This window comes from Actinoplanes sp. NPDC049681, from assembly GCF_044465265.1.
Lineage (GTDB): Bacteria > Actinomycetota > Actinomycetes > Mycobacteriales > Micromonosporaceae > Actinoplanes.
On the sequence record NZ_JBITLP010000008.1, the window covers coordinates 429,862 to 443,153 of the forward strand.

General features: G+C 74.3%; 11 protein-coding genes. 7 read left to right on the plus strand and 4 right to left on the minus strand.

The window, feature by feature from the left end; genetic code table 11:
• Positions 1 to 200 precede the first annotated feature (200 nt).
• From ACIBO8_RS29575 to ACIBO8_RS29585, 3 genes are all read left to right on the plus strand, one after another.
• Positions 201 to 1,709, plus strand: coding sequence for an SDR family NAD(P)-dependent oxidoreductase (locus tag ACIBO8_RS29575; RefSeq protein WP_396118618.1), 1,509 nt, complete (start codon positions 201 to 203; stop codon positions 1,707 to 1,709).
• Entirely contained in the window at positions 1,703 to 2,629 is a 927-nt protein-coding gene (locus ACIBO8_RS29580) for an aminoglycoside phosphotransferase family protein (protein WP_396118619.1), read from the plus strand. Before ACIBO8_RS29575 ends, ACIBO8_RS29580 begins: the two co-directional genes overlap by 7 nt.
• A 77-nt stretch (positions 2,630 to 2,706) precedes the next feature.
• Complete coding sequence (locus tag ACIBO8_RS29585) at positions 2,707 to 4,764, plus strand: diguanylate cyclase (protein WP_396118620.1); 2,058 nt, start codon at positions 2,707 to 2,709, stop codon at positions 4,762 to 4,764.
• Positions 4,765 to 4,769: 5 nt separating this feature from the next.
• On the opposite strand, the gene ACIBO8_RS29590 is transcribed toward ACIBO8_RS29585, so the two are convergent.
• Complete coding sequence (locus ACIBO8_RS29590) at positions 4,770 to 5,789, minus strand: medium chain dehydrogenase/reductase family protein (protein WP_396118621.1); 1,020 nt, start codon at positions 5,787 to 5,789, stop codon at positions 4,770 to 4,772.
• A 63-nt stretch (positions 5,790 to 5,852) separates the two neighbouring features.
• Here ACIBO8_RS29590 and ACIBO8_RS29595 point away from each other — a divergent pair, with 63 nt between their 5' ends.
• Entirely contained in the window at positions 5,853 to 6,650 is a 798-nt protein-coding gene (locus ACIBO8_RS29595) for an ElyC/SanA/YdcF family protein (RefSeq protein WP_396118623.1), read from the plus strand.
• A 9-nt stretch (positions 6,651 to 6,659) separates the two neighbouring features.
• Here ACIBO8_RS29595 and ACIBO8_RS29600 read toward each other — a convergent pair whose 3' ends face one another.
• On the minus strand, positions 6,660 to 7,580 hold the full coding sequence (locus tag ACIBO8_RS29600; RefSeq protein WP_396118624.1) for a hypothetical protein: 921 nt from the start codon (positions 7,578 to 7,580) through the stop codon (positions 6,660 to 6,662).
• Positions 7,581 to 7,967: 387 nt separating this feature from the next.
• On the opposite strand from ACIBO8_RS29600, the gene ACIBO8_RS29605 reads away from it, so the two are divergent.
• Both ACIBO8_RS29605 and ACIBO8_RS29610 read left to right on the plus strand, forming a co-directional pair.
• Complete coding sequence (locus ACIBO8_RS29605; RefSeq protein WP_396118625.1) at positions 7,968 to 8,336, plus strand: VOC family protein; 369 nt, start codon at positions 7,968 to 7,970, stop codon at positions 8,334 to 8,336.
• A 7-nt stretch (positions 8,337 to 8,343) separates the two neighbouring features.
• Complete coding sequence (locus ACIBO8_RS29610) at positions 8,344 to 9,243, plus strand: GNAT family N-acetyltransferase (protein WP_396118626.1); 900 nt, start codon at positions 8,344 to 8,346, stop codon at positions 9,241 to 9,243.
• Here the strand turns inward: ACIBO8_RS29610 and ACIBO8_RS29615 are convergent.
• Positions 9,210 to 9,788 (minus strand): TetR family transcriptional regulator, encoded by a 579-nt coding sequence (locus ACIBO8_RS29615; RefSeq protein ID WP_396118627.1) that lies wholly within the window; start codon positions 9,786 to 9,788, stop codon positions 9,210 to 9,212. The genes ACIBO8_RS29610 and ACIBO8_RS29615 overlap by 34 nt on opposite strands.
• A gap of 31 nt (positions 9,789 to 9,819) precedes the next feature.
• A complete protein-coding gene (locus ACIBO8_RS29620; protein ID WP_396118628.1) occupies positions 9,820 to 10,482 on the minus strand; it encodes a GntR family transcriptional regulator in 663 nt (220 codons plus the stop codon).
• On the opposite strand from ACIBO8_RS29620, the gene ACIBO8_RS29625 reads away from it, so the two are divergent.
• On the plus strand, positions 10,481 to 13,270 hold the full coding sequence (locus tag ACIBO8_RS29625; protein ID WP_396118629.1) for an FAD-binding and (Fe-S)-binding domain-containing protein: 2,790 nt from the start codon (positions 10,481 to 10,483) through the stop codon (positions 13,268 to 13,270). The two genes, ACIBO8_RS29620 and ACIBO8_RS29625, sit on opposite strands and share 2 nt — an antisense overlap.
• Positions 13,271 to 13,292: the final 22 nt, after the last annotated feature.

Here is a 13,292-nt window from a genome sequence, read left to right on the forward strand (position 1 = left end):
GCCACGGCGCCGGAGACGTCCGGGACCGGCGGACAGGGCCGTACCGCCGATCTCGCCGACCACCGTGACCCCGCACCCTGACCCGCAGTCCGGTCGATACGGGCGGAAAGGCACCATTCCTCCCCCACCGAGGAGCCGTTCGGGCGGCCGGGTCAGTACAGTGCCCTGCGAGTGTTGGGGTACTACCGAACGGGATGAGCATGACCGCGACAGTTGACGAGACCGCTGCCTCCAGCGGACGCGCCGAAGCCGCGCCGCCGCACGCCGCGGGAGACGAGCGCGCGCCCGGCATCGACCCCGCGCGCCTCGCGGACTGCCTCGCCGTGATCGCCGAGGCGGAGGCGCTGGATCCCGAGCACCCCGACGCCGTCGCCGTACGCCGGGCCACCGCCGGCCTGTTCAAGACGGTGAAGCTGCGCCGCCGCCGGGACCGCCGGGACGCCGTACTCGCGAACGACCGGGCCGTCACCGCCGCGACCGCGACCGGCGCACCCACCCGGATCGACGACGAGACCGCGGGTCTGGCACTGACGACCGCGACCACCGGCCGCGTCGCCGGCACGCTCAAGCAGCCGCGCGGCTGCTACATCTGCAAGCAGCGGTACACCCAGGTCGACGCCTTCTACCACCAGCTCTGCCCGGCCTGCGCGGAGCTCAACCACGCGCGGCGCGACGCGCGGACCGACCTGACCGGGCGGCGGGCGCTGCTCACCGGCGGCCGCGCGAAGATCGGCATGTACATCGCGCTGCGGCTGCTGCGCGACGGCGCCCACACGACGATCACCACGCGCTTTCCCAACGACGCGGTCCGCCGGTTCGCGGCCATGCCCGACAGCGCCGACTGGCTGCACCGGCTGCGGGTGGTCGGCATCGACCTGCGGGACCCCGCCCAGGTGGTCGCCCTGGCCGATGCGGTCGCGGCCCGCGGCCCGCTCGACATTCTGATCAACAACGCGGCCCAGACGGTACGGCGTTCGCCCGGCTCGTACGGTGCCCTGGTGGCGGCCGAGTCGGCGCCGCTGCCCGGCGGCCCGCTGCCGGAGCTGGAGTACCTGGGCGGCCACGACCCGGCGCTGCACCCCAAGGCGCTCACCGGCGCCGTCGATCAGGCCACCTTCAGCCCGCACGCGTTGACGGCGCTCGCCCTGACCGGGGGCTCGGCCAGCCCCGAGCGCATCGCGGCCGCCACCGCCGTGGACGCCGGTGGGCTCGTGCCCGACCTGGCCCCCACCAACAGCTGGAGCGACCGGGTGCACGAGGTCGACCCGCTGGAGCTGCTGGAGGTGCAGCTCTGCAACGTCACCGCCCCGTTCATCCTGGTGAGCCGCCTGCGCGCGGCGATGACCCGCTCCCCGTTCCCCCGCCGGTACGTGGTGAACGTGTCGGCGATGGAGGGCGTGTTCAACCGCGGCTACAAGGGCGCGGGGCACCCGCACACCAACATGGCGAAGGCGTCGCTGAACATGCTGACGCGTACGAGCGCCGAGGACATGTTCGCCGACGGCATCCTGATGACCAGCGTCGACACCGGCTGGATCACCGACGAGCGCCCGCACCCGACCAAGATGCGCCTCGCCGACGAGGGCTTCCACGCCCCGCTGGACCTGGTCGACGGCGCCGCCCGGGTGTACGACCCGGTCGTCCGCGGCGAGCGTGGCGAGGACCTGTACGGCTGCTTCCTCAAGGACTACGCGCCGATCGCATGGTGACCGTCCCCCCGGATCTGCCGGTGGTGCGGGAGCTGTCCCGCAACCCCGAGGCCCGGCGCTGGCTGGCCGCCCTGCCCGGGCTCATCGACGAGGTACGCGACCGTTTCGGCCTGACCCTCGGTGCCGCCCTGGACGGCGGCAGCTGCAGCTGGGTGGCGCCGGCGACCCTGCCCGACGGCACCCCGGCGATCGTCAAGATCGGCTGGCCGCACCGCGAGATGTACGCCGAGCCCGCCGCCCTGCGTCTGTGGGCGGGCCGCGGCGCGGTCCGCCTGCTGGGCCACGACCCCGGCCGCCACGCCCTGATCCTGCAGCGCTGCGACCCGGGCGGCCGCCTCGCCGACGACGCCCGGCCGGCGTCCGAGCGCCTGCGCGTCGGCGCCGGGTTGCTGCGCCTGCTGTGGTCGGCGGGACTGCCGGAGGCCTCCCCCGCCGACCCGATCGAGTCGCTGGTCGACGTGACCGCGGACTGGGCGGACCTGGTCGAGGAACGCATGGCGCGGCTGCGTCCCGGCTACGACCCCGGCCTCGTCGCCGAGGGCGCCCGCCTGCTGCACGACCTGCCGGCGTCCGCGCCGCACGAGGTGGTGGTGCACGGCGACTTCAACCCCGGCAACATCCTGGCCACGGGCGGCGGCTGGCTGGCGATCGACCCGAAGCCGATGATCGGTGATCCGGCGTACGACCTGTGGCCGCTGCTGGACCAGGTCGACGACCCGTACGCGTACCCGGATCCGGCCCGGATCCTGCGCGACCGGATCGCGCTGCTGGCCGGTGAGCTCGACCTCGATCCGGCGCGGATCGCGGCCTGGTGCGTGGCCCGCAAGGTGGAGTCCGCCCTGTGGGCGGCCCATCACGGCCGCCCCGCGGAAGGCACTGCCCAGCTGCACGGCGCGCACATTCTCGCCCGGCTCGCCTGACTGCGCCCTTCTCTCATCTCCCGCAGGACCCCGCCGATGAGAGGAGGACCGCCAAGAGGAGCCCGTGAGCGTCTGACATGACCACCCTGTCGAGCCCCGCCCTGTCGGCGCCGGGCCCCGGCCGCTCGCGCGCGATCCGCACGAGCGCCCTGCTCGGCGCGGCCGGGCCGCTCATGGCCGCGGCGTACCTGCTGGCGAGCCCCGAGCACCGCCATCGGTCGGCCATGCTCGCGGTCATCGGCGGCATGCTCGCCGTGCTGGCGGTCGGCTGGTGGGCCGCCCGGGTCATCGCCCCCTCGCGGTGGCGCCTCCCGGCGCAGGTGCTCGGCATCGTCGCGACGATCGCCGGGCTCGCGGCGCTCGGCGTGCTGGACGGAGGTGCCGGCACACCGCTCGGGGAACTGCTGCCGTTCTACCTCATCTACCTGGCAGTTCTGGTCCCGCCCCGGGTCTTCTTCGTGGCGGGCGCTCTCGACCTCGCCGCATACGCGGTGGTGGCCGGCACCGGGCGGCCCGTCCCACCCGCGTATCCCGTCCTCTGCAGCATCGCGTTCGCCGGCGTGGCGCTGCTGGCCCTGCGCCATGCCGGGGCCCTGGCCTCGCTGCGACGCCGGCTGGCGGAGATCTCGCGGACGGACGCCCTGACCGGGTGCCTGAACCGTCGGGGCTTCGACCGGCGGTTCGCCGAGGAACTCGCAGCCGCCGACCTTGCCGGAACGCCGCTCACGCTGGTGCTCGTGGACCTCGACCTGTTCAAGGAGATCAACGACTCGTACGGGCACCGCACCGGCGACGACCTGCTCACCTGGGTCGGGCACACGCTGCGTCAGGGGGTGCGCCGGCGCGACGTGGTGGGCCGTCTGGGTGGCGACGAGTTCGCCGTCCTGCTGCCGGACACGGCGCCGGAGGACGCGGCCGTCGTCGTCCGGCGGTTGCGTGCCGCGCTCGGCGTCGCGGCGCCGGCGAGTATCGGGATCGCGGCCGCGCCGGCCGACGGGGTCACGGCCGCGGACCTCACCCGCCTCGCCGACGTGCGCCTCTACCGCGACAAGGCCGTCCGCGAGCGCCGGACGCCGACCGCGGGGGCCGTGGCCGAAGCATGCGCCCGTCTGCCCGTGCAGACGCCGGCCAGCGTGTCCCGGCTCGAGCGTCGCCGGCACTCGATCGCCGACACCGGGCTGGTGTCGGCCCTCAAGGGTGCCGTCGCCATGAGTTACCTGCTCGTCTTCGCGCCGCAGCATCCTCACCAGGTGGCCATTGCGGCGCTGGCCCTGGACGGGATCATCCTGGGTGTCCTGGCCGTCGCTCTGGCGGACCGGCTGAGCCGGTCGGGACGGGCCCGTGCGGTGATGACCGGCCTGGCGCTGTGCTGGTACGGCAGTGCCGCGGCGGTCGCGGCGCTGGACGGAGGCGTCGGCTCCCCGCTCGCCGCCGGGCTCCTGTGCTCCATCCCCCTGATCATGCTCGGGACGAGGCTGCGCGCCGCCCTGCCGATCTTCCTCTCCGTCTGCGTGGCGTATGTCGTGATGGCCGTCGTCCAGGGCGCGCCCAGCACCTGGTACGTCGTCATCCACCTGATGAGCATGGTGGTGGTGTCGGCGGCCTGCGCGGCCCAGGGCCTCGCCGCCGCCCGGCAGCGGGCGCTGGTGACCCGCCTGTCGGAACGCGACGCCCTCACCGGCTGCCTGAACCGGCGCGGCTTCACCGAACGCTTCACGGCCGCGATCGGCGACGCCCACCGGGCCGGCTCCCGCCCCACCCTGATGATCTTCGATCTAGACGGGTTCAAGCAGCTCAACGACACGGCCGGGCACGCCGAGGGCGACGACCTGCTGCGCTGGGTCGGCGCGACGTTGCAGGCCGGCGTACGACGGCACGACCTCGTCGGCCGGCTCGGCGGCGACGAATTCGTGGTCCTGACCGGCGCCGACCCGGACGGCGGCGCCGAGCCGACGGCAGAGGATCTGCGCCGGGCGCTGGCCCGGCGCACTCCGGCCAGCGTGGGAACCGCGGCGTTCGGCCGGCACGGCGACGACTTCGACACCCTGTACGGCCACGCGGACGCGCGCCTCTACGAACAGAAGGCCCGTCGGCCCCGGCGTACTCCTGCGGGCGCGCCGGGCTCCGGACCTTAGCCGCGTCAGGGAACCAGGACGACCTTGCCGATGTTGCGGCGCTCGCCGATCCGCCGGTGCGCCGCGGCGGCCTCCTCGAACGGGTACACCCCGTCGACGCGCGGCCGGACGGCGCCCTTGCGCCACAGGTCGAGCAGGGCCGCCAGTTCCTCGCGCAGCAGGTCGGAGCGGTCCCACAGGTGCCCGAGATTGACGCCGCTGACGGTGTGGTTGCGGTCCATCATCCCGAACGGCGTCAGCAGCGGCACGCCGCTGAGCTGACCGACCAGCCGGCGGACGCTGCGCCGCTCACCGCCGCTGAGGTTGGCGAAGCCGTACGCGACGAGCTGGCCGACCGGGCGCAGCAGCCGCAACCCCCGCTTCCAGTCCCGGCCGCCGAGCGCGTCGAGGACGAGGTCGACGCCTTCACCGCCGGTGAGCTCGCGCACCCGCTTCACGTAGTCCTCGGTGCGGTAGTCGATGGGATGGGTGCAGCCCTCCTCGCGCAGGACGTCGTGCTTGCCGGCGGACGCCGTGCCGAACGTGACGACGTCCGGGACGGTCCGGCACAGCTGGAGCAGCGCGATCCCGACGCCTCCGGCCGCCATGTGCACCACCACCCGGTCCCGGGGGCGAAGGTTCGCCACGCGGAACAGCATGTGGTACGCCGTGAGGTAGTTGACCGGCAGCGCCGCCCCCTCCGTGAAGCTGAGGTCGTCGGGCATCGGCAGCACCCGCTCGGCGGGCGCGCACACGGTGTCGGCGTGACCGCCGAACCGCACGAGGGCGAGCACCCGCTGACCGATCTCGAGGCCGCTGACCTCCGCCCCGAGGGCATCGACGACGCCGGCCACCTCGTAGCCGACGACACACGGCGGCTTGGGCGCGTCCGGGTAGAGGCCCTGCCGGGCCATGACCTCCGCGAAGTTCAGCCCCGCGGCGCGGACCGCGATGCGCACCTCTCCCCGGCCGGGCTGCGGGTCGGGGGTCTCGCGTACCTCCAGGACCTCGGTCCCGCCCGCCTTGGTGATCCAGATGGCGCGCATCGATGCTCCGCTCCTCCGTCGATCCGTCCCTCTTGCCGGCCGGCCGCGGCTAGCCTCTGGTCCGTGACCGGAACGGACATCGCCGCGGACCTGAACATCCTCGTCGACTTCTGCGCGCAGCGCGATGCCGCAGTGCTCAGCCGCGACGCGGTCGAGGAAGCCGCCGGCGGCCGGGTGGAGGTGGCCGTCCTGTTCGGCGGCAGCATCCTCGCCGGGGGCGACCTGTTCGCCCGGGCCGTCGCCGACGACATCGCCGCCCGCTTCATGATCGTCGGCGGTCAGGGCCACTCCACCGACGTGCTGCGTGCGGCGATGCGACGCCGCATGGGCTGGAACGACGTGGCGGGCCGGACCGAGGCGGCCCTCTTCGACCGTTACCTCCGTGAGCGGTACGACATCCACGTCGACCTGCTGGAACACGAGTCGACGAACTGTGGCAGCAACGTACGGCACACATTGGACCTGCTCGCCGCCGCAGGGGTGCCGCACCGGCGGATCCTGATCATTCAGGACGCCTCGATGCAGCGGCGTATGGACGCCGGCTTCCGCCTGCTCGCTCCCGCCGCGCGGGTGGTGAACTTCGCCGCGCACCGCACGTACGTCGACCTGATCGACGGCGAGCTGGGCTTCCGGTCGCCGCCCGAGGGCATGTGGCCGCTGGATCGTTACGTCTCCCTGCTGATGGGCGAGATTCCCCGGCTCACCGACGACCGGGACGGGTACGGGCCGGCGGGGCGGGGCTTCATCGCCCACGTGGACGTGCCGGCCGAAGTGGCTGGGGCGTACTCGGCCCTGCGGATGGCCGGAGTGGGTACGCCCCGCGTCGCCGACCAGCGGTGGGCGGACGCACCGGGTTCCTGATCGGGGTCGTCACGTCGGGAACGCCGACGGCCCCGGCTCCCCCGCCGCGGGTGGTTCGGGCTGCGGTTGTCCCGAGAGAACCGCGACCAGAGCCTGTTCGGCCCGATCGACCCGGGTACGCAGGAGCATCCAGTCACGCCCTGCCGCCAGCGCCTCGTTCTCGGCGTCCACTGCCGCGATCAGGTCCTCCAGCAGTGCCTCGACGCGCAGCGACCAGCTTCTCCGGTCCTCGCCGGAAGCCCGGGCGGCCAGGGCGGTCCAGCGCACTACGAGATCGGCCAGGCCGGCCCGCACCGGAGGCCAGGCCAGGCCCCTGCGGCCGGTGGTCGTCGTGCTCAGCACCGGCGCGAGCCTGGTGATCGTGAAGCCGCGGGTCTCGGACTCCAGGGCCCGGGCCTCGGTGTCCCATACCGACCGCTGGTGCGACCGGTGGACCAGTATTCCGCCGATGACCGCCGCGGCGGTCAACGTGATCAGCAGGACCCATCCGAACGGCCCGACGTGCGACGGTCCGGTGGTTGCCCCCGCAGCGGAAGCCGAAGCAGCGGGCGTCGTCGCGGCCGGTGTGGTGGTGCGGGCCGGCGGAGGCGCCACGACGGCGGTCTTCGTCGGCGACCCGGTCGCCGCCCCGGCCGGCTCCGTCGTCCGCTGAGACTCCGGTGACGTCGCCCGGGCAGGCTCCTGCGACGATTCCCGCGTCCTCGCCTGGCCGGGTGTCGGTGAGGTCGTCCGGCCGGACTGCGGTGACCGCGTGGCCGCCGGCTCGCCCGACGCGGCCCGGCCGGTGGACCGTTCCGAGGACCGGGCCGTGGGCGGGGCGGAGGCGCTCTCGCCGCCGTCGCAGGCGGCCAACCCCACGACGGCGCCGACCAGAAACCCTGCCAGGACGGCGGCGACACCCGTCCGGCAGTGGTGGCGCCAGGACCTCATCTGCGGCTCTCCTCGCCCGAGGTGTGGCCGCGACGCTATGTCGAAGGCGAGCAGGCGGACATCATCCGGGGTGGAGGGTCCTGCTCGCATTGGTGGACGCCGGCCCCTAAGCTCTCGCCGGCCACGGTCACCCGGCACAGTGCCGCGCAGGCGTCGATCGTCGCCGCGCCCGGTCCACATCATCCGGATCGAGCTCGACCAGCCGCGCCCGCAGGTCGGTGGCCCGGGGATGACCGGTCAGCGCTCCGATCACGTCCCGGCCCTGGCCGGCGCACATGCTGAGGACCCGTGAACGGCCCGGCCGGCGCCGTGGCGAGCACGGCCCGGATCTCTCGCCGCACCCGGAGGGGTGATGATCCGACCGGCCGGCCCGGCATAATCCCCCGCATGGCCATCGGTCGTCTGCACCATCTGATCCTGGACTGCCCGGACCCCGAGGCGCTGGCGGCGTTCTACAGCCGCCTGCTCGACCGGCCGATCACCTACCGCGACGAGGACTTCGTGGTCGTCTCGGCGGACGAGCGCACCTCGGGCATCGCGTTCCAGCGCGCGCCGGACCACCGGGCGCCCACCTGGCCCGACCCGGCGACGCCGCAGCAGATGCACCTCGACGTGATGGTCGACGACCCGGCGGCCGCGGCCGGGGCGGTGGTCGCCCTGGGGGCCCGCCCGCTCGGCGGCGACGTCTTCGCCGATCCGGCCGGGCACCCCTTCTGCCTGATCCGGCGTCCGGGGTGGGCCCCGCCCGTCGGATAATGGGACGGTGCTGATCACGCCGTGGCGGGAGCCCGAGCCCGGATCGTCGTCCTACCGCTTGTCCTGGATCGCCACGGGCGCTGAGGGCGACCCGCTCGGCGTCGCCTACCTGCGGGTCTTCACCGCGCCCGGCGCGACCCACCGGGCCGAGGCCGACGTGCGCGTGCATCCCGCGGAGCGCCGCCGGGGTATCGGCACGGCGCTGTTCGAAGCCGCGGTGGGAGCGGCGCGGGAGCTCGGCCGCCGGTCCGTGACGGCCGGGCCGGTAGCCGGCGGTTCACCCTTCCTGGTGAGTCTCGGGCTCCGGCCGGTGCTGCACCTGACCTTCGCGCGGCTCCCGGTGGCCGAGACGGACGTGCCCCGGATGACCGCCCTCGTCGAGCAGGCGCATCCCGGCTACCGGCTGATCAGCTGGGAGGGTACGGTCGCCGGCGATCTCGCGCCGAGCTTCGCCGCCTCCCGGCGGGCGATGGACGACATGCCGATGGACGAGGCCGACGTCGCGGCCGAGACCTGGGACGTGGACCGGGTCCGCGCCATCGCGGCCGCCGTGGACAAGCGCGGCGACCTGCTCTGCACGGTCGCCGCGGTGAGCGAGACGGACGGCTCGGTGGCGGGATTCACCGAGCTGGTCGTGCCGTGCGGGAAGGGCGGTGACGCCCAGCACTACGGCACCGGGGTCCTGCCCGAGCACCGCGGCCGGGGCCTCGCCCGCTGGATGAAGGCGGCGGCGATCCTGCACGTCCACGAGGCTCACCCGCAGATCGCCGGCCTGCTCACGGACACCGCCGACAACAACGTGGCGATGCGGCGCATCAACGAGGTCCTGGGGTACGTCCCCACCCACCGCTCGGTGCTCTACCAGCTCGACCTTCAGCCGCGCACGGCGGCGACCGCGGCGTCGTAGAGGTCCTCGATCGAGCTCTCGCCGCTGCCGCGGGTCCAGGCCTCCACGGCCACGTCCAGGCAGGCGAGCGCGCTGGAGACGATCGCTGCCGCCCGCGGGTCGCCGGGGCTGCCGGGCGCCACGCCCAGCCGGCGCTCGATGTCCGGCACGAGCATCTCCAGCCACTGCAGCCGCTTCTCCAGCTGGCGGGCGCGCAGCGACGGGGTCTCGGCCAGCATCCTGAACACCTTGCTCGCCCACTCCGTCGAGTACGCCGGGTCGCGCGCCAGGGTTTCCAGCCCCGCGCGCAGCGCCTCCCACGGACCCTCGTCCGGCGGCCGGGACTCGAGGGCCGCCTGCACCCGGCGGCCCCGCTCGACCAGGTCGCCGACGACGATGTCCTCCTTGGTGGCGAAGTAGCGGAAGAGCGACCGGCGGGAGATGCCGACCTCGGTGGCGATCTGCTCCATCGTCGTCGCGTCGAACCCGCGGTCGAGGAACAGCCGCATCGCGGTCGCGGCGATGTCGGCCTGGACGGCCTGACGCGTACGTTCCCGCAGGGTCATGCCGCCAGTATGGCACCGAGTGCCAGAACCGTCATGGCCGCAGGTGGGCGATCAGTAGCCGTCCGGTGGCCTCCAGGTGGGCACGCATGGCCGCCTCCGCCGCGGTGCCGTCGCGGGCCAGGACCGCGGCGACCACCACCTCGTGCTCGGCGTGGATCTCGGTCAGGGTGCGGCCGCGGGCCGTGGTCGGCGGGCCCAGCAGGGCGGTCGCCGAGCGCAACCGGTCGACGACCGCGGCGGCACGGGCGTTGCCGGAGGCCCGCAGCAGCAGGTCGTGCAGGGTCCGGTCGGCGGGCCAGAACGACGCGTCGTCACCGCGGGCGGCCGCGGCCGCCATGGCGTCCAGGGCCGACCGGATCTCGGCGTGCTGGGCGTCGGTGCCGCGGAGAGCCGCCTTACGTGCGGCGGCCGGTTCCAGGGCCAGGCGGATCTCGATGATCTCCTCGACGTCGTGCGCGCGGGGCGGCAGGACCCGGAAGCCACGGTTGCGCCGGATCTCCACCAGCCCCGCCTCGGCCAGCCGGAGCATCGCCTCCCGGACCGGGCTGCGGGAGACGCCGAGCTGGTCGGCCAGCTGATAGACCGAGTACGTCCGCTCGGGCACCAGCTCACCGGCCGCGACGCCGTCCCGCACCGCCTGGGCGACGGCGTCGGCGAGCGAGGGCGCCTCGGCGGGCATACTGAGCGCGCGCATGAGTAACATGTTACTCATGGAACAGGGAGTGGTGGCGGCCCTCGAAGCGGCCGGGCTCGAGGTGCGCGCCGACGCGGGCACCCGCGGCATGTACGCGTCCGACGCCTCGCTGTACCGGATCCCCCCGCTGGCGGTGGTGCGGCCACGGCACGCCGACGAGGTGGCCGCGGCACTCACCGTCGCCCGTGAGACCGGCGTACCGCTGACCTCCCGCGGCGCCGGAACCTCGGTGGCCGGGAACGCGGTCGGGCGGGGCATCGTGCTGGACTTCTCCCGCCACCTGAACCGGGTCCTCGAGGTGGACCCGGAGGCCCGGACCGCGGTGGTGGAGCCCGGGACGGTGCACGCCGTCCTGCAGAAGGCCGTCACGCCGCACGGCGTCCGTTTCGGGCCCGATCCGTCGACCCACCCGCGCTGCACCATCGGCGGGATGATCGGCAACAACGCCTGCGGCTCGCGCTCCCTGGCGTACGGCCGGACGTCCGACAACGTGGCCGGGCTGGAGCTCCTGACCGCGGCCGGCGACAAGCTCACCACCGGGCCGCAGGGCGTGCGGGGCGCCGGGCCGGTCGTCGACGCCGTACGCGCGGTCGTCGGCGAACACCTGGCCACGGCTCGCACCGAGTTCGACCGGTTCGGCCGTCAGGTCTCCGGCTACGCCGTCCAGCACCTGCTGCCGGAGCGGTTCGACCTCACGCAGGCGCTGGTCGGCTCGGAGGGCACGCTCGCGGTCATCACGCGGGCGACCGTCAAGCTGGTCGTCGACTCACCCGTACGCGTCGTGGTGGTCCTCGGCTTCCGCGACATCGTGGCCGCCGGCGAGGCGGCCCCGGCGGTGGTCGCGCACGGCCCGACCTCCTGCGAGGGCCTCGACTCCCGCCTGCTCGACGTGCTGCGCGCCCGTCGCGGCCCGGACGCGGTCCCGCCCCTGCCGCGCGGCAGGGCCTGGCTCTTCGTCGAGCTCGCCGGGGACGACGCCGCCGAGGTCGAGTCCCGGGCTCGGGGGCTCGCCGCGGACGGCATCGGCGAGGACGCGCTGGTCGTCGCCGACCCCGCCACCCAGGCCCGGCTGTGGCGGATCCGCGAGGACGGCGCCGGCCTGGCCGGTCGCGCCCCGTCGGACCGGCCGGCCTGGCCGGGCTGGGAGGACGCCGCCGTCCCGCCGGAGAAGCTCGGCGCCTACCTGGCCCGGTTCGACGAGCTCGTCTCCGCGTACGGGATGACCTCGGCACCCTTCGGCCACTTCGGCGACGGCTGCATGCACGTACGCCTCGACTACCCGCTGGATCAGCCGGGCGGCACGAAGGTGATGCGCGACTTCCTCACCGACGCCGCCCGGCTCGTGGGCGAGTTCGGCGGCTCGCTCTCCGGTGAGCACGGCGACGGCCGCGCCCGTTCCGAGCTGCTGCCGCACATGTACTCCCCCGACGCGATCGCGCTGTTCCGCGGGATCAAGCACGCCTTCGACCCGGGCAACCTGCTCAACCCCGGCGTGCTGGTCGACCCGGATCCGGTCGACGCCGACGTCCGGCCCGCCGGCCGCTTCCCGCTCAAGGGCCTGGCCCTGGCGTACCCGCACGACGACGGCGACCTGGCGCAGGCCGTGCACCGGTGCACCGGGGTGGGCAAGTGCCGCGCCGACAACTCCGCGGCCGGTGGCGTCATGTGCCCCTCGTACCTGGCGACGCGCGAGGAGAAGGACTCCACCCGGGGACGTGCCCGGGTGCTGCAGGAGGTCGTCCGCGGCGAGCTGGACTGGTCCGACCCGGCGGTGCACGACGCCCTGGACCTGTGCCTGTCCTGCAAGGGCTGCGCCTCGGACTGCCCGACCGGCATCGACATGGCGACGTACAAGTCCGAGGTGCTGCACCAGACCTATCGCGGACGGCTGCGGCCGCGCTCGCACTACACGCTGGGCAGGCTGCCGTTCTGGGCGCGCCTGGCCGGATGGACGCCGCGGCTGGCGAACCTGAGCGTCCGCCTGCCCGTGCTCGGCGGCCTCCTCCTGCGGCTGGCCGGGGTGGACCGGCGCCGGTCCGTGCCGGCCTTCGCGCGGCGCCCGTTCCGGCGTACCTTCCGCCCGGCGCCCGGCGGCAAGCCGGTGATCCTCTTCGCCGACTCCTTCTCCGACGCCTTCTCACCCGAGGTGGCCGAGGCGACGGTACGGGTCCTGCGCGCCGCCGGGTACGAGCCGAGGCTGCCGTCCGGGTCGGTGTGCTGCGGCCTGACCTGGATCACCACGGGACAGCTCGACTCGGCGAAGGGCATCCTTTCCCGTACCGTCGCGGCTCTTGCCCCTGACGCGCGGGAGGGCGTCCCGATCGTCGGTATCGAGCCGTCCTGCACGGCGGTGCTGCGCTCCGACGTCCACGAGCTGCTTCCCGGCGACGAGGACGCGGCGGCTGTCGCCGGGGCGATACGCACGCTGGCCGAGCTGCTCTCGCAGACGCCCGGCTGGACGCCGCCCGACCTGTCCGGTGTGGACGTGGTCGCGCAGCCCCACTGCCACCAGCACGCCGTGCTCGGCTGGAAGGCCGACGCCGACCTGCTCGAGACGGCCGGCGCCCGGGTACGGCGGCTGGCCGGATGCTGCGGCCTGGCGGGCAACTTCGGCGTCGAGATCGGCCACTACGAGGTCTCCGTGGCCGTGGCCGGGCAGAACCTGCTGCCGGCCCTCGACGCCGCTCCGGACGCGATCGTGCTCGCCGACGGGTTCTCCTGCCGCACCCAGGTCGCCGACCTGCGGGAGCGGCCCGCACTGCACCTGGCCCAGCTGCTCGACCGGTGAGAACGGCATAGACACTGTCTAC